At 35.0% G+C, this 20,567-nt stretch carries 16 protein-coding genes, 3 tRNA genes, 1 pseudogene, 1 riboswitch and 1 other annotated feature; of the genes and pseudogenes, 17 read left to right on the forward strand and 3 right to left on the reverse strand.

Annotated features, from left to right (window positions below; all coding sequences use genetic code 11):
* The 10 genes from THEWI_RS00075 (at position 1) to ribH (ending at position 11,012) form a co-directional block, all read left to right on the forward strand.
* Positions 1–1,197, forward strand: coding sequence for a 2-isopropylmalate synthase (locus THEWI_RS00075; RefSeq protein ID WP_014061986.1), 1,197 nt, complete (start codon positions 1–3; stop codon positions 1,195–1,197).
* Positions 1,188–2,444: a 3-isopropylmalate dehydratase large subunit gene (leuC, locus tag THEWI_RS00080; RefSeq protein ID WP_014061987.1), complete on the forward strand. Its 1,257-nt coding sequence runs from the start codon at positions 1,188–1,190 to the stop codon at positions 2,442–2,444. Before THEWI_RS00075 ends, leuC begins: the two co-directional genes overlap by 10 nt.
* On the forward strand, positions 2,444–2,926 hold the full coding sequence (gene leuD / locus THEWI_RS00085) for a 3-isopropylmalate dehydratase small subunit (protein ID WP_014061988.1): 483 nt from the start codon (positions 2,444–2,446) through the stop codon (positions 2,924–2,926). The genes leuC and leuD overlap by 1 nt, the downstream gene beginning before the upstream one ends.
* A gap of 2 nt (positions 2,927–2,928) precedes the next feature.
* The gene (gene leuB / locus THEWI_RS00090; RefSeq protein WP_014061989.1) at positions 2,929–3,996 is read left to right on the forward strand and encodes a 3-isopropylmalate dehydrogenase; all 1,068 of its coding nucleotides are present in this window, start codon (positions 2,929–2,931) and stop codon (positions 3,994–3,996) included.
* Positions 3,997–4,001: 5 nt separating this feature from the next.
* Positions 4,002–5,672 (forward strand): dihydroxy-acid dehydratase, encoded by a 1,671-nt coding sequence (gene ilvD, locus THEWI_RS00095; RefSeq protein WP_041589165.1) that lies wholly within the window; start codon positions 4,002–4,004, stop codon positions 5,670–5,672.
* The gene (gene ilvB, locus THEWI_RS00100) at positions 5,669–7,333 is read left to right on the forward strand and encodes a biosynthetic-type acetolactate synthase large subunit (RefSeq protein WP_014061991.1); all 1,665 of its coding nucleotides are present in this window, start codon (positions 5,669–5,671) and stop codon (positions 7,331–7,333) included. Before ilvD ends, ilvB begins: the two co-directional genes overlap by 4 nt.
* A riboswitch (FMN riboswitch) is annotated at positions 7,331–7,445 on the forward strand. Its footprint overlaps the gene before it by 3 nt.
* An 84-nt stretch (positions 7,446–7,529) precedes the next feature.
* A complete protein-coding gene (gene ribD / locus THEWI_RS00105; protein WP_014061992.1) occupies positions 7,530–8,612 on the forward strand; it encodes a bifunctional diaminohydroxyphosphoribosylaminopyrimidine deaminase/5-amino-6-(5-phosphoribosylamino)uracil reductase RibD in 1,083 nt (360 codons plus the stop codon).
* Positions 8,613–8,622: 10 nt separating this feature from the next.
* Entirely contained in the window at positions 8,623–9,246 is a 624-nt protein-coding gene (locus tag THEWI_RS00110) for a riboflavin synthase (RefSeq protein ID WP_014061993.1), read from the forward strand.
* A gap of 37 nt (positions 9,247–9,283) precedes the next feature.
* Positions 9,284–10,474 carry a bifunctional 3,4-dihydroxy-2-butanone-4-phosphate synthase/GTP cyclohydrolase II gene (locus THEWI_RS00115; protein ID WP_014061994.1) on the forward strand — a complete coding sequence of 397 codons (1,191 nt, stop codon included), beginning with the start codon at positions 9,284–9,286 and terminating at the stop codon, positions 10,472–10,474.
* Positions 10,475–10,547: 73 nt separating this feature from the next.
* Complete coding sequence (ribH, locus tag THEWI_RS00120) at positions 10,548–11,012, forward strand: 6,7-dimethyl-8-ribityllumazine synthase (protein WP_003869973.1); 465 nt, start codon at positions 10,548–10,550, stop codon at positions 11,010–11,012.
* Between the two features lie 18 nt (positions 11,013–11,030).
* Here the strand turns inward: ribH and ytvI are convergent, their stop codons facing one another.
* Both ytvI and THEWI_RS14320 read right to left on the reverse strand, forming a co-directional pair.
* Complete coding sequence (gene ytvI, locus THEWI_RS00125) at positions 11,031–12,095, reverse strand: sporulation integral membrane protein YtvI (protein WP_003869972.1); 1,065 nt, start codon at positions 12,093–12,095, stop codon at positions 11,031–11,033.
* Positions 12,096–12,198: 103 nt separating this feature from the next.
* Positions 12,199–12,369, reverse strand: coding sequence for a hypothetical protein (locus tag THEWI_RS14320; RefSeq protein WP_003869971.1), 171 nt, complete (start codon positions 12,367–12,369; stop codon positions 12,199–12,201).
* 137 nt (positions 12,370–12,506) lie between these two features.
* On the opposite strand from THEWI_RS14320, the gene lepB reads away from it, so the two are divergent.
* From lepB to THEWI_RS00145, 4 genes are all read left to right on the forward strand, one after another.
* Positions 12,507–13,037: a signal peptidase I gene (gene lepB, locus THEWI_RS00130; protein WP_003869970.1), complete on the forward strand. Its 531-nt coding sequence runs from the start codon at positions 12,507–12,509 to the stop codon at positions 13,035–13,037.
* Positions 13,038–13,085: 48 nt separating this feature from the next.
* Positions 13,086–13,276 (forward strand) — a binding site (T-box leader).
* A gap of 36 nt (positions 13,277–13,312) precedes the next feature.
* Positions 13,313–14,584 carry a serine--tRNA ligase gene (gene serS, locus THEWI_RS00135; RefSeq protein WP_014061995.1) on the forward strand — a complete coding sequence of 424 codons (1,272 nt, stop codon included), beginning with the start codon at positions 13,313–13,315 and terminating at the stop codon, positions 14,582–14,584.
* An 82-nt stretch (positions 14,585–14,666) separates the two neighbouring features.
* Positions 14,667–14,756, forward strand: a tRNA-Ser gene (locus tag THEWI_RS00140).
* A 33-nt stretch (positions 14,757–14,789) separates the two neighbouring features.
* Positions 14,790–14,883, forward strand: a tRNA-Ser gene (locus THEWI_RS00145).
* Between the two features lie 61 nt (positions 14,884–14,944).
* On the opposite strand, the gene THEWI_RS00150 is transcribed toward THEWI_RS00145, so the two are convergent.
* Complete coding sequence (locus tag THEWI_RS00150; RefSeq protein WP_014061996.1) at positions 14,945–16,162, reverse strand: LCP family protein; 1,218 nt, start codon at positions 16,160–16,162, stop codon at positions 14,945–14,947.
* A gap of 206 nt (positions 16,163–16,368) precedes the next feature.
* On the opposite strand from THEWI_RS00150, the pseudogene THEWI_RS00155 reads away from it, so the two are divergent.
* From THEWI_RS00155 to THEWI_RS00165, 3 genes and pseudogenes are all read left to right on the forward strand, one after another.
* Positions 16,369–19,096 (forward strand): annotated as a pseudogene (locus THEWI_RS00155) (UPF0182 family membrane protein).
* A gap of 76 nt (positions 19,097–19,172) precedes the next feature.
* A tRNA-Arg gene (locus tag THEWI_RS00160) sits at positions 19,173–19,249 on the forward strand.
* Positions 19,250–19,840: 591 nt separating this feature from the next.
* The gene (locus tag THEWI_RS00165; RefSeq protein WP_004399473.1) at positions 19,841–20,566 is read left to right on the forward strand and encodes an SGNH/GDSL hydrolase family protein; all 726 of its coding nucleotides are present in this window, start codon (positions 19,841–19,843) and stop codon (positions 20,564–20,566) included.
* Position 20,567: the final 1 nt, after the last annotated feature.

Below are 20,567 nucleotides of genomic sequence, written 5' to 3' on the forward strand. Positions count from 1 at the left end.
ATGGGGGTCAAAAGAGTCATTGTTTTTGACACTACGTTAAGAGATGGGGAGCAGACTCCTGGCGTCAACTTTAACATTAACGATAAATTTGAAATAGCAAAACAGTTGGTATCTTTAGGAGTGGATGTCATAGAAGCAGGATTTCCAGCTGCTTCTAATGGAGATTTTGAAGCAGTCAAAAATATTGCTGATAAATTAAAAGGTGTTACTATTGCTGCAATGGCAAGGTCTGTAAAAGAGGATATAGACAGAGCCAGCAGTGCTTTGAAAAATGCTGAAAGGTCTAGATTACACGTTTTTATCGCAACTTCTGATATACATCTTAAATACAAACTTAAGATGTCAAGGGAAGAAATGCTTAAAAGAGCCATTGAAATGGTGAAATACGCAAAAGGAAAATTTGATGAGATTGAATTTTCAGCAGAAGATGCTTCAAGAACTGATTGGGATTTTTTAGTAAAAGTTTTTAGCGAGGTAATAGAAGCGGGAGCAAATGTGATAAATGTGCCGGATACCGTAGGATATGCTATGCCGAGAGAATTTGGCGAACTAATAAAATACATCAGAAATAATATTCCTAACATCGATGGAGTAATGATAAGTGCCCATTGCCATAACGATTTAGGGCTTGCTGTAGCAAATTCTTTGTCTGCCATAGAAAACGGAGCAACTCAAGTAGAAGTAACAGTGAACGGAATAGGGGAAAGGGCAGGAAATGCAGCTATGGAAGAAGTAATAATGGCACTGAATACGAGAAAAGATTATTTTGGCCTTGTTCACGGAATAAACATTAAAGAGATATACAATACCAGTAAATTAGTAAGCAAACTTACAGGAATTAACCTCCAACCTAATAAGGCAATTGTAGGTGCTAATGCTTTTAGGCATCAAGCGGGAATTCACCAACATGGAGTTATAAACAACAGAGCTACCTATGAAATAATGAAACCAGAGGATATTGGAATAGTTCCAGATACTTTTGCATTAGGTAAGCTTTCAGGAAGAAATGCTTTTGAATTGAAAGTCAGACAATTGGGGTACAATAATCTTTCACCAGGAGAATTAAGTGATGCTTTTAGAAGGTTTAAAGATTTGGCGGACAGAAAAAAGATAATTGTAGATGAGGATATAAGATTTGTTGTTGAAGAGACTTTGGAAGAGTTTAGAAGTTTTAAGGAGGGAGAAGCTTGGGCTTAACATTGACACAAAAGATATTGTCAGCAAAAGTCGGTAGAGAAGTAAAACCAGGAGAGTTAATAGAAGTAGATGTGGATATGGTGTTAGGCAATGACGTTACTGCTCCTGTTGCTATAAAGGAGTTTGAAAAGATAGGAAAAGAAGAGGTATTTGACAAAACTAAAATTGCCCTTGTACCCGACCATTTTGTTCCTAATAAGGACATAAAATCGGCGGAGCAAGTAAATATAATGAGAAAATTTGCAAAAAAACATGGAATAGTAAACTTCTTTGAAGTAGGGCAAATGGGAATAGAGCACGCACTTTTACCCGAAAAAGGACTTGTACTTCCGGGGGATGTTGTCATAGGTGCTGATTCTCATACTTGCACTTATGGCGCTCTTACCTGTTTTTCTACAGGAGTAGGAAGCACTGACATGGCGGCAGCAATGGCGACAGGCAAAGCGTGGTTTAAAGTGCCAGAAGCAATAAAATTTGTGTTAAAAGGCAATTTGCAAAAATGGGTAAGTGGAAAAGATGTTATCTTGTATATAATCGGGAAAATAGGGGTTGACGGAGCTTTATATAAATCTATGGAATTTACAGGGAATATAAAAGCTTTGTCAATGGACGATAGATTCACAATTGCCAATATGGCAATAGAAGCAGGGGCTAAAAACGGTATTTTCGATTTTGACGAAATTACCGAAGCATATGTTAAAGGGAGAGCAAAAAGAGAGTATAAGGTATTTGAAAGGGATGAAGATGCTGAGTACAGTGAGGTTTATGAGATAAATTTGGATGAGATAAGGCCTCAAGTAGCATTTCCTCATTTGCCTGAAAACACTAGAAATATTGATGAAATTGGAAAAGTTAAAATAGACCAAGTAGTTATTGGCTCTTGCACCAATGGACGCATGTCAGACATGGAGATAGCTTATAAGATATTGAAAGGCAAAAAGGTCCATCCTGATGTAAGACTTTTAATTTTCCCCGCAACACAGGAAATATACCTTGAATGTGTTAAAAGAGGTTACATCGAAGAGTTTATAAAAGCAGGTGCGGCAGTATCTACTCCTACTTGTGGACCTTGCCTTGGCGGACATATGGGAATTCTGGCTAAAGGAGAAAGGGCACTGGCTACTACTAACAGAAATTTTGTAGGAAGAATGGGACATCCTGAGAGTGAAGTGTATCTTTCAAGTCCAGCTGTTGCAGCCGCTTCAGCTATTGCAGGATATATCGTAAGTCCAGAGGAGGTAGAATGATGCAGGGGAAAGCCATAAAATACGGGGACAATATAGATACAGATGTTATAATACCAGCAAGGTATTTAAACACATCAGATCCACAAGAATTGGCACAGCATTGTATGGAAGATTTAGACAAAGAGTTTAAAAACAAAGTTCAAGAAGGAGATATACTGGTTGTAGGCGAAAATTTTGGTAGTGGATCTTCCAGAGAGCATGCGCCAATTGCTATTAAAGCATCGGGTATATCCTGTATAATTGCTAAGTCGTTTGCAAGAATTTTTTTCAGAAATGCGATAAATATAGGGCTTCCGATATTAGAATGCAAGGAAGCGGTAGATGGGATTGAAGAAGGTGATATTGTTTTGGTTGATACAGATAATGGAATCATAAAAAATTTGAGTAAGGGAACGCAATTTAAAGCTCAACCCTTTCCTGACTTCATAAAAGAAATAATGAAATACGGTGGACTTATAAATTATGTCAGAGAGAAGGTGTAAAATTGTTTAAAATTGCTGTTTTGCCTGGAGATGGAATTGGACCGGAAGTCATAGAAGAAGGGTTAAAAGTTTTGTATGCTATAGAAGATAAGTACAAACTTAAATTTGATGTAAAAAAGTATCCTTTTGGGGGAGAAGCTATAGACAAATACGGTGTTCCCTATCCGGAAGAGACAAAAAATGCGTGTCTTTCCAGTGATGCTGTACTTTTGGGAGCAGTGGGAGGTCCCAAATGGGATAACCTTGAGGGGGATAAAAGGCCAGAAGCAGGACTTCTGGCTTTAAGAAAAAGTCTAGGGGTTTATGCAAATCTAAGGCCGGCTGTTCTTTATTCTCCTTTAAAAGTAGCTTCTCCTTTAAAAAACGAGTTATTACAAGAGGGTTTAGATATTCTTGTGGTAAGAGAACTTACTGGTGGAATTTATTTTGGACCAAGAGGAACAGTTGCTATAGATTATGGTTTTAAGGCTTATGATACAGAAGTGTACCAGACCTCAGAAATAGAAAGGATAGCGGTCATTGCCTTTGAAGTGGCTTTAAAGAGGAAAAAGAAAGTCACTTCTGTAGACAAGGCAAACATTTTGGATTCTTCCAGATTATGGAGAAAAACGGTAGAAGAAATAAGTAAGAGATATCCTGATGTTGAGTTAAACCATATGTATGTAGATAATTGTGCTATGCAACTAATTAAAAATCCTTCTCAATTTGATGTAATTCTCACTTCTAATATGTTTGGTGATATTTTAAGCGATGAAGCTTCACAACTTACAGGTTCTATAGGGATGCTTCCCTCTGCTAGCTTAAGAGAAGATAAAGTGGGACTTTATGAACCTATACACGGTTCTGCTCCAGATATTGCTGGAACAAAGAAGGCCAATCCTTTAGCTACAATATTGTCAGTTGCTATGATGCTGGAATATTCTTTTGACCTTATAGATGCTGCTAATGACATAAAGGATGCAGTAAATAAAGTTTTAGAAGCAGGTTATAGGACTTTTGATTTAGGAAAAGGAATAATTTTAAATACTCAGGAGATGGGAGATAAAGTGGTAGAGTATGTAAAGGGGTGAGGAGATTGATAAGCGATAGCATAAAAAAGGGAGTTGAAAAGGCGCCGCATAGGTCACTTTTATATGCTTTAGGCTTGACTTATGAAGAGATAAAAAGGCCTATTATAGGAGTTGCAAACTCAAAAAATGAAATTATACCAGGTCATATGCATTTAGACAAAATAGCTGAAGCTGTAAAAGCAGGCATCAGAATGGCAGGAGGAACTCCTATAGAGTTTTCCACTATTGGTGTTTGTGATGGCATTGCCATGAACCATAAAGGTATGAAATACTCTTTAGGGAGTAGAGAACTTATTGCAGATAGCATTGAAATCATGGCAATGGCCCACGGATTTGATGGGCTTGTGCTTATACCTAATTGCGACAAAATAGTGCCGGGGATGCTTATGGCAGCAGCACGACTTAATATTCCTGCAATAGTTGTAAGCGGAGGCCCAATGCTTGCAGGAAAGTGTAATGGAGATGTGTGCGATTTAAGCAGCGTTTTTGAAGCTGTAGGAGCACATAAAATTGGGAAAATCTCAGATGAAGACCTTTATAAAATAGAACTTAATGCTTGTCCTACTTGTGGGTCTTGCTCGGGAATGTTTACCGCAAATACTATGAATTGCTTGACAGAAGCTTTAGGAATGGGACTTCCAGGAAATGGTACGATTCCGGCTGTTTATTCTGAAAGGATAAGACTTGCAAAACAAGCAGGAATGAAAATCATGGAGCTTGTAGAGAGAGGAATTAAGCCTTCTGATATACTCACGAAAGAGGCATTCATAAACGCTTTTAGCTTAGACATGGCTTTAGGTGGTTCTACTAATACAGTATTGCACTTAAAAGCTATAGCTCATGAGGCAGGTGTAGATATACCTTTAAATGAGATTAATGAGATTAGTGCAAGAGTACCTAATTTATGTAAATTAAGCCCTGCAGGGAAATATCACATAGAGGACCTTTATTTTGCAGGAGGAATTTCGGCTGTTTTAAAAGAGCTGACGAAAGCTAATCTTATAAATACTGAAGTGTTAACAGTTACAGGAAAGACATTGGGAGAGAATATAAAAGACGCGAAAGTTTTAAATCATGATGTGATAAGACCAATAGACAACCCTTACAGCAGTACTGGAGGCCTTGTGATACTTTACGGTAACATTGCAAGGGAAGGAGCTGTTGTAAAAGCATCTGCTGTAGCAAAAGAGATGTTAAGACACGAAGGACCAGCAAAGGTGTTTAATTCTGAGGAAGAAGCCATAGCTGCAATATATGGAGGGAAAATACAAAAAGGAGATGTAGTTGTAATAAGATACGAAGGGCCAAAAGGTGGACCGGGAATGAGAGAAATGTTAAGTCCTACTTCAGCCCTTGCAGGTATGGGACTTGATAAAGATGTGGCACTTATAACAGACGGTAGATTTTCAGGTGCAACAAGAGGGGCTTCAATAGGACATGTCTCTCCGGAAGCTATGGAAGGAGGAGAAATAGCTATACTTCAGGATGGAGACATAATTGAGATAGACATACCAGCGAGGAAAATTAATGTCAAGTTGAGAGATGAAGAAATCAAAGAAAGACTAAAAAAATGGGTAAGACCTGAACCGAAGATTAAAACTGGTTATATGGCAAGATATGCTAAAGAGGTGACTTCTGCAAATACAGGTGCAGTTTTTAAGGGGGGAGCCTTGTGACATTAAAAGGTGCACAAATTGTAATAGAGGTTTTAAAAGAAGTGGGTGTTGACACCATATTTGGCATACCTGGAGGAGCAGTTATCCCTATCTATGATGCACTGTATGACTCTGATATAAGACACATATTAGCAACCCATGAGCAAATGGCAGCCCATATGGCAGATGGTTATGCAAGAGCTACCGGAAGAGTAGGGGTTTGCTTTGCTACCTCTGGCCCCGGTTCTACCAATCTTGTGACAGGTATAGCCAATGCTTATATGGATTCCGTACCTGTTGTGGCGATAACAGGACAGGTGCCGACAAACCTCATAGGAAAAGATGCATTTCAAGAAGTAGATATAACAGGTATTACAATGCCTATAACCAAACACAATTTTATTGTAAAATCCCCTGATAAACTGGCAGATACTATAAGGCAGGCGTTTGCGATCGCCAAAAGTGGAAGACCTGGTCCTGTATTAGTAGATATCCCAAAAGATATACAGAATGCCGACATAGAATATGTTAAGGGAATGGGAGATAGCATTGATATAAAAAACAATGTCAATGGAATAGTTTCACAAAAAGAGTTAGACAAAGCTATAGAACTTATTTTGCAAAGTAAAAAACCTGTAATCTTTGCAGGAGGAGGAGTGATTTGGGGGGAAGCTTCAGCCGAACTCATAGAATTTGCAGAGAAGACCAACATACCTGTTGCTACTTCTTTGATGGGATTAGGGTGCTTTCCTGAGGATCATCCTCTGTCATTAGGTCTTATAGGCATGCATGGAAGTAGATTTGCAAATTTGGCTGTGTATAAATCAGACCTTGTGATAGCGATAGGGACGAGATTTAGCGACAGAGTTGCTGGCAAAGCAGGGGGACTTGCTCCCAATGCTAAAATAATCCATATTGATATAGACCCTGCAGAATTAGGGAAAAATGTAGAAGTAGAGGTAGCAGTTATAGGCAAAGTAAAAGAAGTATTGAAACTTTTAACGAATAAACTTCCATTCATTGAGAGAAAAGAATGGTTAGAGGAAATTTCTTTCTTGAGAGAAAAGCACGGATTAAAGTATAAAAAAGATGAAGTTTTGAGGCCTCAATGGATAGTAGAAAAAATTCAACAGCTTTCAAGCGATGACCTTATAATAGCTACTGAAGTGGGACAAAATCAAATGTGGGCTGCCCAGTTTTATAAATTTAAACAGCCCAGGACCTTTGTCACCTCAGGAGGATTAGGGACAATGGGCTTTGGACTTCCAGCTGCAATAGGAGCGCAGGTAGGAAGGCCAGATAAAAGGGTTGTAAACATTGCAGGTGATGGAAGTTTAAGAATGAATATACATGCCTTAGAAACAGCCGCTGTATATAATATTCCGGTTATAACAGTACTACTCAACAACCAAACTTTAGGCATGGTAAGACAATGGCAAAACCTTTTGTATGACAAGAGATTTTCCCACACAGATTTGAATGCAAATTTGAATTTTGCTAAGCTTGCAAGCGACTTTGGAGTGGAAGGAATAAGAGCTACAACAAAAGAAGAATTTGAAAAAGCTTTTAAAAAAGCCTATGGCGAAAAAAGACCTTTTATGATAGAATGTATTATAGATAAGGACGAAATGGTGCTTCCATTTATTCCTGCAGGTGGAACTGTTGAAAATACAATTGGATAAAACCTTCGGGGATCGGTGAAATTCCGTACCGGCGGTATAGCCCGCGAGCCTTTTGGCAGACTCGGTGAAATTCCGAGGCCGACAGTTAAAGTCTGGATGGGAGAAGGAGAAATATTCCCCAGGGAATATGTTCTCTGGGGATTTTTTAACCCTGAAGGTTTAGCCTTCAGGATTTTTTAGTATAGGAGGGATTGAATTGGAAGAATATATGAAAAGAGCTTTAACACTGGCTGAAAAAGGATGGGGATACACAAATCCTAATCCGCTTGTGGGTGCTGTAATAGTTAAAAATGGAAAAATAATAGGAGAGGGTTATCATGAATATTTTGGAGGTCCCCATGCTGAAGTAAATGCATTAAAAAATGCAGTTGAAGATGTCAAAGGTTCTACTATGTTTGTAACACTTGAACCTTGCAGCCATTATGGCAAAACACCTCCTTGTGTTGAAGAAATAATTAAATCTGGCATTAAGAGGGTATATATAGCAATGGAAGATCCAAATCCTAAAGTTAGCGGAAATGGTATAAAAAGATTAAAAGAAGCTGGGATAGAAGTACACGTTGGGATGATGGAGAAAGACGCGAGGAAACTCAACGAAATATTTGTTAAATATATCACGACAAAATTTCCCTTTGTGATATTAAAATCTGCTATGAGTATTGATGGTAAGATTGCTTGTTATAATGGAAATTCTAAATGGATTACAAATGAGAAATCAAGAAAATTTGCTCATAAAATAAGAGGACGTGTATCCGCCATTATGGTTGGGGTAAATACAGTAATTAATGATAACCCAATGCTTACAACAAGGTTGGAGGGGTATAAAAATCCTGTAAGGATTATTGTGGATAGTAGAGGTAGAATTCCACTTGACTCAAATGTAATAAGAGACAAAACGGCAAAAACGATAATTGCTACAACAGAACTTATGCCAAACAATGTGAGAAAGAAGCTTGAAGATATGGATATTGAAGTTATTATATTAAAGAACGACAATAGAAAAGTACCTTTAAAAGAGCTAATGATAAAACTTGGAGAGAGGGGGATTGATAGTGTATTGATTGAAGGTGGTGGGACATTAAATTGGTCTGCACTTAAAGAGAGAATTGTTGATAAAGTTATGTTTTTTATATCACCTAGAATAATAGGAGGTAAAAATGCTTTAACACCTGTAGAAGGTATAGGCTTTTCAAATATAGAAAATTCAATAGAATTAAAAGATGTGGAGATTGATAGAATAGATGATGATATACTAATAACAGCATATGTAAGAAAGTAGGTTATGGCGTATGTTTACTGGAATTATAGAGGAAACAGGAACTGTTAAAAATATTATACATGGTACTTTTACAAAAATTGTTATAAAATGTAGTAAAGTCCTTGAGGGGACAAAAATAGGTGATAGTATAGCAGTCAACGGTGTATGTTTAACTGTTACTAATATATCAGACGAAAGTTTTGCAGCTGACGTTATGCCTGAAACCATGAGAGCAAGCAATTTAAAAGATTTAAAAACTGGAAGCATTGTCAATCTTGAAAGAGCACTTCAAGTTGGAAGGAGAATGGGTGGGCATATCGTAACTGGTCATATAGATTGCGTTGGAAAAATCATAGACAAAAGGCAGGAAAAAAATGCTTTTATATTTAAGATAGCTATCAATAAAGAATTTACAAAATACATTGTACGTAAGGGAAGCATTGCGGTAGATGGTATAAGTTTAACGGTTGTTGAAGATGGAGATGATTATTTTACTGTTTCAATTATTCCACATACAATGCTTAAGACGACATTGGGTTATAAAAGTGTAGGAGATAGTGTGAATATCGAAGTTGATATACTTTCTAAGTATGTAGAGAAACTAATAGCGCAAAAGGATATAAAAGATTTATTGAAAGAAAATGGATTTATATAGATTTAGATGACTTTTCTAAGTTAAGGAGGAAAGACCAATGTTTGATAGGATAGAAGATGCAATAGAGGATATAAAGCAAGGAAAAATGATTATTGTTGTGGATAATGAAAATAGGGAGAATGAAGGCGACTTAGTCATGGCAGCAGAAAAAGTTACAGGAGAACATATCAACTTTATGATAAAGTATGGACGGGGTCTTGTATGTGTTCCAATGACAGAAAAGAGACTTAATGACCTTGGCATTTACCAGATGGTTGAGAATAACACTGACCATAAAGAAACTGCTTTTACTGTATCTGTTGATTACAAAGAATGTACTACCGGTATTTCTGCATTTGAAAGAGCGCTGACGGTGAATAAATTAGTAGATGATAATTCAAAGCCAGAAGATTTTACAAAACCGGGGCATATCTTTCCTTTAAGAGCAAAAGATGGTGGTGTCTTAGTAAGAGCAGGACATACAGAAGCAGCTGTAGACTTTGCAGTTCTTGCGGGACTCAAACCTGCTGGAGTAATATGCGAAATCATAAAAGATGATGGAAATATGGCAAGGCTGCCTGACCTTTTGGAGTTTGCAAAAAAATTTGGGTTGAGGATTATATCTATTGAAGATTTAATAGAGTACAGAATGAAAAATGAAATACTTGTGAGAAGGGTAGCACAGGCGAAACTTCCAACAAAATATGGGAATTTTGAAATTGTCGGGTATGAAGAAATATTAACAGGAAAACAGCATGTAGCTCTGATTAAAGGAGACATAAATAGGGACCCTGTACTTGTGAGGATACATTCAGAGTGCCTGACGGGGGATATATTGGGGTCATTAAGATGTGACTGTGGTGACCAGCTTCATGCGGCAATGGAAAGAATAGGACAGGAAGGAGGAGTACTAGTCTATCTGAGACAGGAAGGAAGGGGTATAGGACTTTTAAACAAGATTAAGGCGTATCATTTGCAGGATCAAGGGTTTGATACTGTTGAAGCGAATATTAAGCTTGGTTTTCCACCTGATTTAAGAGAATACAGCATAGCTGCCCAGATTTTGAAAGATATAGGAGTTAAAAAGATAAGGATTATGACAAATAATCCGCAAAAAATTATGGAATTATCAGACTATGGTCTTGAGGTTGTAGAAAGGATTCCTATAGAAATTTGTCCAAATTATTATAATGAAAAATATCTCAAAACAAAAAAAGAAAAAATGGGACATCTAATTTTGGAAGTGTGAAATGCTATGCAAAAAGTGAATTGAATGTAATTATAAGCACAGTGAAGAACACTAGTAAGGGGAGTGTATAGCTATGAAAATATACGAAGGAAAACTTACGGTAGAAGGAAAGAAATTTGGAATTGTGGTAAGCAGATTCAATGAATTTATAACGAACAAACTTCTCGAAGGAGCACTTGATGCCCTAAAAAGGCATGGTGCTTTAAATGAGGATATTGAAATTGCATGGGTACCTGGAGCATTTGAAATACCACTTATAGCTAAAAAGATGGCTGAATCTAAAAGATATAATGCAGTAATTGCACTTGGAGCAGTAATAAGAGGAGAGACACCCCATTTTGATTACGTTGCAAATGAGGTATCAAAAGGTATTGCAAAAATATCTCTTGATACAGAAGTTCCAGTTATATTTGGCGTTCTTACCACAGATACAATTGAGCAAGCTATTGTAAGGGCGGGAACAAAAGGTGGGAATAAAGGTTTTGAGGCAGCCGTTACAGCAATAGAGATGGCAAATCTAATAGATGAAATAAAATAAGGGCAAAATGCCCTTATTTTATTTCCAAGGAGGAATAATTTCTGCTTTTTGAAGAGCTTTAAATACTACTACAAATACAGGCCCTATTACAAGCCCTAAAGCACCGAAAAGTTTTGCACCTATAAACATAGATAAAAGCGTAACAAGAGGATGAAGTCCGATACTCTGACCTACAATCTTAGGCTCTATCATTTGTCTTACAACTACCACCAAGCCGTACAGTATTAAAAGATATATCCCTACCATGTAGTTTTTCATTATGATGTTATAAAGCGCCCATGGTACCATGACAGCACCAGAACCAAGTACGGGCAATGCATCTACAATGGTTACAAGAAGACCCAATAGAAATGGATAGTCAAAACCTATCATTGCAAGGCCTATGGAGACTTCCAAAAAGGTTATAAGCATTATTGTTGCTACTGCTCGCAGATAACCGAAAAATGTCTTTAAAAGGTCTACCTGAATATTTTTTGCATGCTGTGCCCAATGAGATGGAATCTGCCTTTTTATAAAATCTAGTATAAGCTGTTTATCTTTGCTTATAAAAAAAGTAGCAACGAGTGTTATCAAAGTCATAAAGAAAAAATTAGGCAATTTTGTTGCAAAATTCAAAAGCCATGTAGCAAGATTTTTTGCAAATAATGATATATAGTTTAAAATTGATTGCATGTTGTTTTCAATAAGGGATGTAATATTTGGGGGTAATGTTACGTAATACATTCTTATTCTATCAACGAGATTTAAAATTATGTCATTAATAGTATTTGCATAATTTGTACTTATTTCCGCAAGAGAACTTAGTTCATATATAAGTTGTGTTATTGATATTGCAATAAGTGATCCTATCACGCCTATTAATATCAAAAGTAAAATAAAGGATGCTAATCCTCTCGGCACCTTTAATTTTTTTTCTAAGAAATTTACACCAGGATCAATTATTACAGCAAAAAGCAAAGCCACTACAAATGGCATTAAGAAAGGAATAATTTTAAATATGATTAAGTAAAATATAATAAAGACAGCAACAATGAGCAGTGTTTTTTTTATTATATCACCGTATCTCAATAGAAAATTATTCACCGTTTTGACCTCCTTTTTCTTTATTATAATATGAGAATTGATGAAAGTCTATCATTAAGAGTAATTATTGACTATAATAAAAAAATCCGCCGAAACGGATTTTTTAAAGGGCGGTTTTTATTTTTGCTATTTCTTTTGATTTTTGGGCAAGTTCGCTTCGCGTTATAATTCCTTTTTCTACTAGTAAATCTATGAGGGAAAGTAAAGCCAATAAATTTTTGTACTCTGTGTCTTTTATTTCGGCTAAATCTAGAAGATATTCTATTTCTCTCATTTTACATCTCTCCCAAATAATTCTTTAATTTTATTATTGACATATATTAGAAAAATATGCATACAAAATAAAAAAATTAGAATTTGTTTGAAGTTTATGCTATAATATCACTGTACTTTTAAGTGAGGAGAGAAAATATGGGCAAAAATGTACAAAAAGAAATATTAAGCTGGATATTTACTATAGCTCTTGCTTTTTTAATTGCAATGTTTATAAGAACTTATGTTTTTGAATTGGTAGATGTACCCACAGGTTCAATGTTAAATACTATTCAAATAAATGATAAATTTATTGTAAACAAGTTTATATACAGGTTTGAACCTGTAAAACGAGGAGATATTGTAGTATTTCGTTTTCCTGACGACCCAAAAGTTAATTTTGTAAAAAGAGTTATTGGCATTGGTGGAGATGTAATTGAAATAAAAAATGGTCAGTTAATAAGAAATGGAAAAGTAGTTAAGGAGCCCTATATAAAAGAACCTATGAAAGGCAATTTTGGACCATATGTCGTCCCACCTGGTCATTATTTTATGTTAGGTGATAATAGAAATGAGTCTATGGATAGTAGATTTTGGCAGCACAAGTATGTATCAAAAGACCAAATTTTGGGTAAAATAGTTTTTAGAATTTGGCCTCCTGATCGAATTGGTTCTATGTCTGGAAAATAGTTATTGAAAGTAGTGTTATAAAGTAGTATAATATTAGAAAACATAATATTGTCGGCAATGAAGGGACGAGTAGTAAGTATAAACTTTTAAGAGAGCTGGTGGTGGGTGCGAACCAGTAAGTTTTACTTATGAATTCCATCCCGGAGCTAAGGTGTAATGACCTTCGGGCGACCGTTAAATCATGTGGAGGGCTTACTTAAGCCAAAAGAGGGTGGCAACACGGCATTCCCGTCCCTTTATGGGACGGGAATTATTTTTAAGGGAGGTATGGTAAAGTGTTAGACGTAAAGAGGATAAGAAATAATCCAGAGGCTGTAAGAAGAGCTGTAGAGCTTAAAGGAGAAAAAGCAGATATAGATAGGTTTTTAGAATTAGACGAAAAAAGAAGACAAATGCTAGTGGAGTTGGAAACATTAAAAAATCGTAGAAATATGGAATCAGACAATATTGCAAAACTTAAAAGAGAAGGCAAAGATGCTAGCGATTTGATTGCTGAAATGAAAGAATTATCGGATAAGATTAAAGAAATGGAACAAGAGGTAAAAGAAGTAGAAGAAGAATTGGAGCGAATTTTATGGACAATCCCTAATATACCTCATGAGAGTGTTCCAATTGGCGATAGTGATGAAGATAATGTTGAAATAAGGAGATGGGGAGAACCGAGGAAATTTGACTTTGAACCAAAACCTCATTGGGAAATAGGGGAGGAATTAGGTATATTAGATTTTGAAGCGGCTGCAAGAGTTACAGGTTCTAGATTTACTTTTTATAAAGGTTTGGGTGCACGACTAGAAAGAGCACTTATAAACTTTATGTTAGATTTACACATTGAAAGACATGGCTATACTGAAGTGTTTCCTCCCTTTATGGCACATAGAAGAAGCATGTTTGGCACAGGTCAACTTCCTAAGTTTGAAGAGGATGCTTTTAAAGTTTACGGTACAGACTATTTTTTGATACCAACGGCAGAAGTGCCTGTTACTAATATGTACAGAGACACAATAATAGACGGCGATAAGCTTCCAATATACCACTGTGCTTATAGCGCTTGTTTTAGACAAGAGGCAGGTTCTGCAGGAAGAGATACGAGAGGGCTTATAAGGCAGCACCAGTTTAATAAAGTTGAACTTGTCAAATTTACAGAGCCAGACAAATCCTATGAAGAGTTAGAAAAAATGACTAGAGATGCTGAAGAAGTATTGCAGGCTTTAGGACTTCCTTACAGAGTAGTGGCCATATGCACAGGAGATTTAGGCTTTACTGCTTCTAAAAAATACGATATAGAAGTGTGGATGCCAAGCTATGGACGATATGTAGAAATTTCTTCTTGTAGCAATTGTGAAGACTTTCAAGCAAGAAGAGCTAATATAAAGTATAGGCCTAAAGACGGTGGAAAGGCTCAATATGTCCATACTTTAAATGGCTCTGGAGTTGCTGTAGGAAGAACTTTTGCTGCAATATTAGAAAATTATCAACAAGAAGATGGATCTGTTGTAATACCAGAAGTTTTAAGGCCCTACATGAAAGTAGATGTGATAAAGAAATAAATATATTGTTTTCCAATATTATACTATATAAGCATATTGACAATAAAGCTGGGGTATGATATACTTTATATCGTCCCAGCTGGGAGAGGTGTCCGAGTGGTTTAAGGAGCTGGTCTTGAAAACCAGTGACTCCTTCACGGAGCCGTGGGTTCGAATCCCACCCTCTCCGCCAGAAAGTTAATATTTTTTTATGAGCAACTAACGTGGAGAAGTACCCAAGATGGTGAAGGGGCGGTCCTGCTAAGACTGTAGGTCGGGGATAACCCGGCGCGAGGGTTCGAGTCCCTCCTTCTCCGCCATTTTATTATAGTGCTGCTCTATTTTTCATAGAAAAAATACAAAGTAGGCTTTTGCCTACTTTTATTCTTTGTCTTTGCCTAATATAACTGTCACATCTACATTTGCATCAGGAGAGATATCGTTTTCTACATTGGTTATAAAAAGAGTTTTTGCGACTTTTTCAGCCCTTTCTTCATCTGTTCTTGCATATACATGGGAAGAAGTAAAAGTCATGCCAATGACGTTTCCGATTTTCACAACGTCAAAACCCTCATTTTTTAAAACTTCAGCGTACTTTGTGGCAAGCCCTGGTATTCCTGCACCGTTTAACACTTCTACTTTTATGTTTTTGTTTTCTGCAAAAGATGTTGTTGAAGTATTTGAGGTTGAAACCTCATCGCTAAAAAGTTCTTTTACTATTTCTTGAACTTTTATATTGTCTACAAAGAAATAGCTGGTATTTCCTTCATATCGGCCTTCTCCGGGAAGAGCCATTGCATTTATAGTCGAAGGCTTGTCTTTTATAAATTGATAAGCGTATTGAGTTATCTCAGAGGCGGTTAAGTCTGTTTTCAAATATTGACTGACTGTTATTGCTAAAGAAGGTACTTTTGGTAATATTGAGGGTTGCAGCATTTTTTTTAAGAAAGCTTCGAGAAATTGATGCTGTGCCTTTATTCTTCCAAGGTCACCGTCTACATAACCATGTCTATATCTTACAAACTGAATTGCCTTTTCTCCATCTAATACTTGCCTACCTTTTTTTAAATCTATATGAAGAGGGGGATTTGCACTGTTGTCATCGTATTTCATGTTAAAGGGTACATCAATTTCTACTCCCCCGATTGTATCTATTATTTTTTTGAAACCTTCATAATTTAAAATTACATAATTATCAATTTTGATACCTAATAAATCTTCTACTGCTTTTTCTAACCCTTCAATTTTTCCTTCAGAAAAGGCAGCATTTATTTTTTTCTCTTCTGGAGCGTTAAATCCTGGCCTTGGATAGTATGTATCTCTTGGAATTGATAATATATTTATTTTTTTGTTTACAGCGTCATAGTTTATTACAAAAATAGTATCTGATAAATTGTTTTCATCACTGCCTACAAAAAGAATGTTTTTCCTTTCTATAGCTTGCTCTTTATTTTGAGACTCATTTCTACTAACGGTAGAAGTATTTTTTTCATTTGAAGCAGGGACATGAATATTTTTATAAAATATATAAGTTCCCACACCAAGGGAAAGGACAATACCTATTATAATAAGAATTATTATTTTTAATATTCTTTTCATGGTTTTTCCTCCTATAACTACCGTACCATTATTTTGTTTATATAATGAATATATAGCATTTTAAAAATTAAAAGTCAATTAATAGAATGTTACAAGTTATTAAATATTTATTAAGTTTATTCTCCTTCTTTCTCTATTTAAAGACTACATATCAAGATTATGATATAATTAATAAAAAGAAAAGCTATGAAAAAGGGGTGCTGAGTTTGAAAAGACCTAATATTTTTTTAATTTCTTTTATCATTTTAATTTTTGTGATTTTGGGAATTATTGTGAGTTTTATAAACATCCTCGTGGATTTTCAATGGTTTTCTGATTTGCATTATCTTAATGTATTTTTTAAAAAATTTTTGACTCAGCTTACAATGGGTGTGCCGATTTTCATTCTTGTATTTATGGTGTTGTATTTTTATACAAACAAGATAATAAGAGATTATGTTAACTTTGCACAGGATATAATCGTTAAAAAGAATATTAACATATATAGAAGATTAGGTATTGCTGTTTCTCTATTAATTGCACTATTTATAACGCTATATGCAGCGACAAATTGGTGGAATGATTTATTGTTTTTTGTAAATTCTGTAGATTTTAATGAAACTGACCCCATATTTCATAAAGACATTAGCTTCTATATGTTTAAGTTACCGCTTTTTTATGATATTTATAATCTTTTAATTGTGTTTATACCTGTGATGATAGTTGTCGTAATAATCGCGTATGGACTAATGTACTTGTCTGATAAAACAAGGTTTTATGAGATTTCAGACAGAGACGGAAATTTATTTAAAGCCATTTATAACAAAGACATTTTAATAAAAGCATTTAAAGAAGTTGTCCTCTTAGGATTTATCTTTTTTGTACTCATGGGCATAGGGTATTATTTAAAAGCTTTTAAACTTTTGTATTCTACCAAAGGTATAGTTTTTGGAGCGACTTATACTGATATTCACGTTTCACTGCAGTTTTACAGGGCACTTGCAATAATTTCTTTTGTAGCAGCTATTTTACTTTTGATAGGATTTTATAAGAAAAATATAAAATATATAGTTGCTGCTCCGGCTATTATAATAATTTTAGCAGCCATAATGGTGATCACTGAAACAGCCGTTCAGAATTTAATTGTTTCTCCTAATGAGTTAGACAAAGAAAAAAATATATAAGCTATAACATAGAATACACAAAAAAGGCTTTTGGGTTAGATAGAGTAACAGAAAAAATTATGATATGAAAAAAGAGTTAACTCCTAAAGTTTTGGAAGAAAATAAGGCTACTATTGATAATATAATGATTAACGACTATAGACCAGTTAAACAGGCGTATAATCAATTACAAGCGATAAGGCTTTATTACAAGTTTAATGACATTGACATAGATAGGTATACAATAAGTGGAAAGTACAGGCAAGTATTTTTAGCAGCAAGAGAGATAGACCATGAGAGTTTATCTCCTCAAGCAAAAACATGGATAAATTTGCATTTAAAATATACCCATGGCTACGGTGTAGTAATGTCTCTAGTCAATGATGTTACACCAACAGGCCAACCGGCTATGATAATAAAAAACATACCACCTTCTACTAATACTGATATAAAAATTGATAGGCCTGAAATTTACTTTGGAGAACTTACTAACGATTATGCAATTGTAAATACAAAAACTGGAGAATTTGATTATCCTTCTGGAGACAAAAATGTCCAGACAAATTATAAAGGAACTACAGGTATACCTATGACATTTATAAACAGGATACTTTTTAGCATATATACAGGGGATGCAAGAATTTTATTGTCTACTGATATAACAAAAGACAGTAAGATACTCATATATCGCAATATAGAGCAAAGGGTTTCTAAAATAGCTCCTTTTTTGCTCTATGACGATGACCCTTACATTGTAATAGATAATGGTAAATTATATTGGATAATAGACGCTTACACTTATTCTGCCAATTATCCATATTCTCAGCCTTATGGGAGTATGGGAATCAATTATATAAGAAATTCTGTGAAAGTAGTAGTAGATGCTTATAATGGAGATGTTAAGTACTATATTTCAGACAATAATGATCCTTTAATAAAAGTATATAGCAAAATCTTCCCTACATTATTTAGAGATATAAAAGAAATGCCTCATGGTTTGAAACGACATATAAGGTATCCTCAATTTCTATTTGACATTCAAGCAGAGGTTTATAAAAATTATCACATGACTGACCCACAAGTGTTTTACAATAAAGAAGACGCATGGGATATTGCAAAAGAAAAATTTGAAGATAAAATAGAGTACCAAGAATCTCAATATATGATAATGAGGTTACCTGGGGAAAGCAAGGAAGAATTCATTTTGATGATACCTTATACTCCTGCTACAAAAGCTAACATGGTGGCTTGGATGGCAGCGAGAATGGACGGAGAAAATTATGGCAAACTTATTGTATATAAATTTCCCAAAAATACCATTATTTATGGACCTTTGCAAATAGAAAACATGATTGACCAGGACCCTAATATTTCTAAAGAGTTAAGTTTGTGGAACCAACAGGGCTCAACAGTCAGCAGAGGAAATCTCCTTTCGATTCCGATTGATGATTCTATGCTTTATGTAGAGCCTTTGTATATACAGTCGCAAAATCAGAATGCATTGCCAGAAGTAAAGAGAGTTATTGTAGCTTATAAAGACCAGATTGTAATGGAAGATACTTTAAAAAATGCTTTAAATAAATTGTTTAACCTGAATACTCAGCAAATATCTCAGCAAAATGTACCTTCAAATACAGCAAATGATACACAAAAGCAGCTTATAGAGAAGGCTCATGAAACATATCAAAACGCTATGGAAGCAGTTCAGAAAGGAAATTGGTCTGATTTTGGAAAATATATGGAGGAATTAAGGAAGATATTAGATGAATTAAATAAAAGTGTGAAAAAATAATATAAGGGAAATAAAGCAAAGTTACAATTGCAATTGAAATTGAAATTAAAATGTGTTATTATATATTATAGCTTAAGCGCCCGTAGCTCAATTGGATAGAGCGTTTGACTACGGATCAAAAGGCTGGGGGTTCGACTCCCTCCGGGCGCACCATTTTGAGAGATTGAAGGTATCGGAATTGCGCCGATACCTTTTTTGATTTTTATATTTTTCATGCATTCCCAGCAAAAGTTCCAAATATTATTGAAGGCAATAACATCATAATAGATAGAAATGACATGTCTACAGGTGACTTATTAATATTGTATACTAACATTAAAACAGCAATTCTATCTACCAATTTCCTATATCCGAAATTATCTGCAATGATATAAAAAACCAGTATTTCTATTTTTATTCATATTTTTCACCTTTTTACGAAGCAAGTAAGTAGGCACTTTTGCAATATTAACATCCAATATTTTCTTTTTATATTTAGGTATCTATACAAACCTGTAATCCTCTTTGCTTCATTTTTAGCATTTTTCTAATTTTCTTAACTATTTCACCTGGTGTTAGAAATTCCGATTATTTGGACTTAAGCGACATTATTTTGTACAAAAGTGCCAAATTTCCTCCATTGGTGTAAGTGGTTATTAGTGGTATAATGATAATGGAAATTGCTAAAAAGTTAACTTTTGTTACAAAATGGTTGATGTCAGTTGATGTTTTGGCAAATAAAAATTTTATGGTGGGGTGGTAAAAATGGCCAGTGTGACATTGCAAAATTATTATGACATTGTTATAGCAGGGGACTCTATTTCAAGGGGTGTAGTATACAGCGAAGAAAAAAATAAATATGTTATATCAGATGTAAATTATGTAAATTTACTAAAGAATAACATAAAAGGAACAGTAAAAAATATTGCTAAGTTTGGGAACACTCTTTTAAAAGGTATTGACACTTTGAAGAGGTACTTGTCAAAAGATAAACCTGATATAGTTGTAATAGAATTTGGAGGAAATGACTGTGATTTCGACTGGGAAGAAATTGCAAAGAATCCTTATGATGAGCATAGACCCAAAACAGATTTTTATATTTTTAAAGAAAAGCTTAAAGAATTGATAAAATCCTTAGATGATGCAAACATAATTCCTGTGTTAATGACATTACCTCCTTTGGATGCTGACAGATATTTTAAATGGATAAGTAAAAACAGTGAAGAGATGGGCAAAAACATTTTAAAGTGGTTAGGCAGTGTGACTAAAATATATTGGTGGCAGGAAAAGTATAACTCAGCTATATTGAGTATAGCTGAAGAAACAAAAACAAGGCTTATTGATATAAGGAGCGCTTTTTTGGATTACCCAGATTTTAGGCAATTTATTTGTGCAGATGGTATTCATCCTAATGAAAAAGGCCATAAAATAATAGCACATAAGATATATGAGTATCTGCAGAGAAATTATACATATCTTTTGAAAGAGTAAA

It is taken from the genome of Thermoanaerobacter wiegelii Rt8.B1 (assembly GCF_000147695.2).
Taxonomy (GTDB): Bacteria; Bacillota; Thermoanaerobacteria; order Thermoanaerobacterales; family Thermoanaerobacteraceae; genus Thermoanaerobacter; species Thermoanaerobacter ethanolicus.

What these genes read in the sequence shown, in the direction of transcription:
- THEWI_RS00165 (WP_004399473.1), top strand. Translation starts at nt 19,841, where the DNA reads ATGGCCAGTGTGACATTGCAAAATTATTATGACATTGTTATAGCAGGG.
- THEWI_RS00110 (WP_014061993.1), top strand. Translation starts at nt 8,623, where the DNA reads ATGTTTACTGGAATTATAGAGGAAACAGGAACTGTTAAAAATATTATA.
- THEWI_RS00115 (WP_014061994.1), top strand. Translation starts at nt 9,284, where the DNA reads ATGTTTGATAGGATAGAAGATGCAATAGAGGATATAAAGCAAGGAAAA.
- THEWI_RS14320 (WP_003869971.1), bottom strand. Translation starts at nt 12,369, where the DNA reads ATGAGAGAAATAGAATATCTTCTAGATTTAGCCGAAATAAAAGACACA.
- THEWI_RS00075 (WP_014061986.1), top strand. Translation starts at nt 1, where the DNA reads ATGGGGGTCAAAAGAGTCATTGTTTTTGACACTACGTTAAGAGATGGG.
- ribH (WP_003869973.1), top strand. Translation starts at nt 10,548, where the DNA reads ATGAAAATATACGAAGGAAAACTTACGGTAGAAGGAAAGAAATTTGGA.
- lepB (WP_003869970.1), top strand. Translation starts at nt 12,507, where the DNA reads ATGGGCAAAAATGTACAAAAAGAAATATTAAGCTGGATATTTACTATA.
- leuD (WP_014061988.1), top strand. Translation starts at nt 2,444, where the DNA reads ATGCAGGGGAAAGCCATAAAATACGGGGACAATATAGATACAGATGTT.
- THEWI_RS00150 (WP_014061996.1), bottom strand. Translation starts at nt 16,162, where the DNA reads ATGAAAAGAATATTAAAAATAATAATTCTTATTATAATAGGTATTGTC.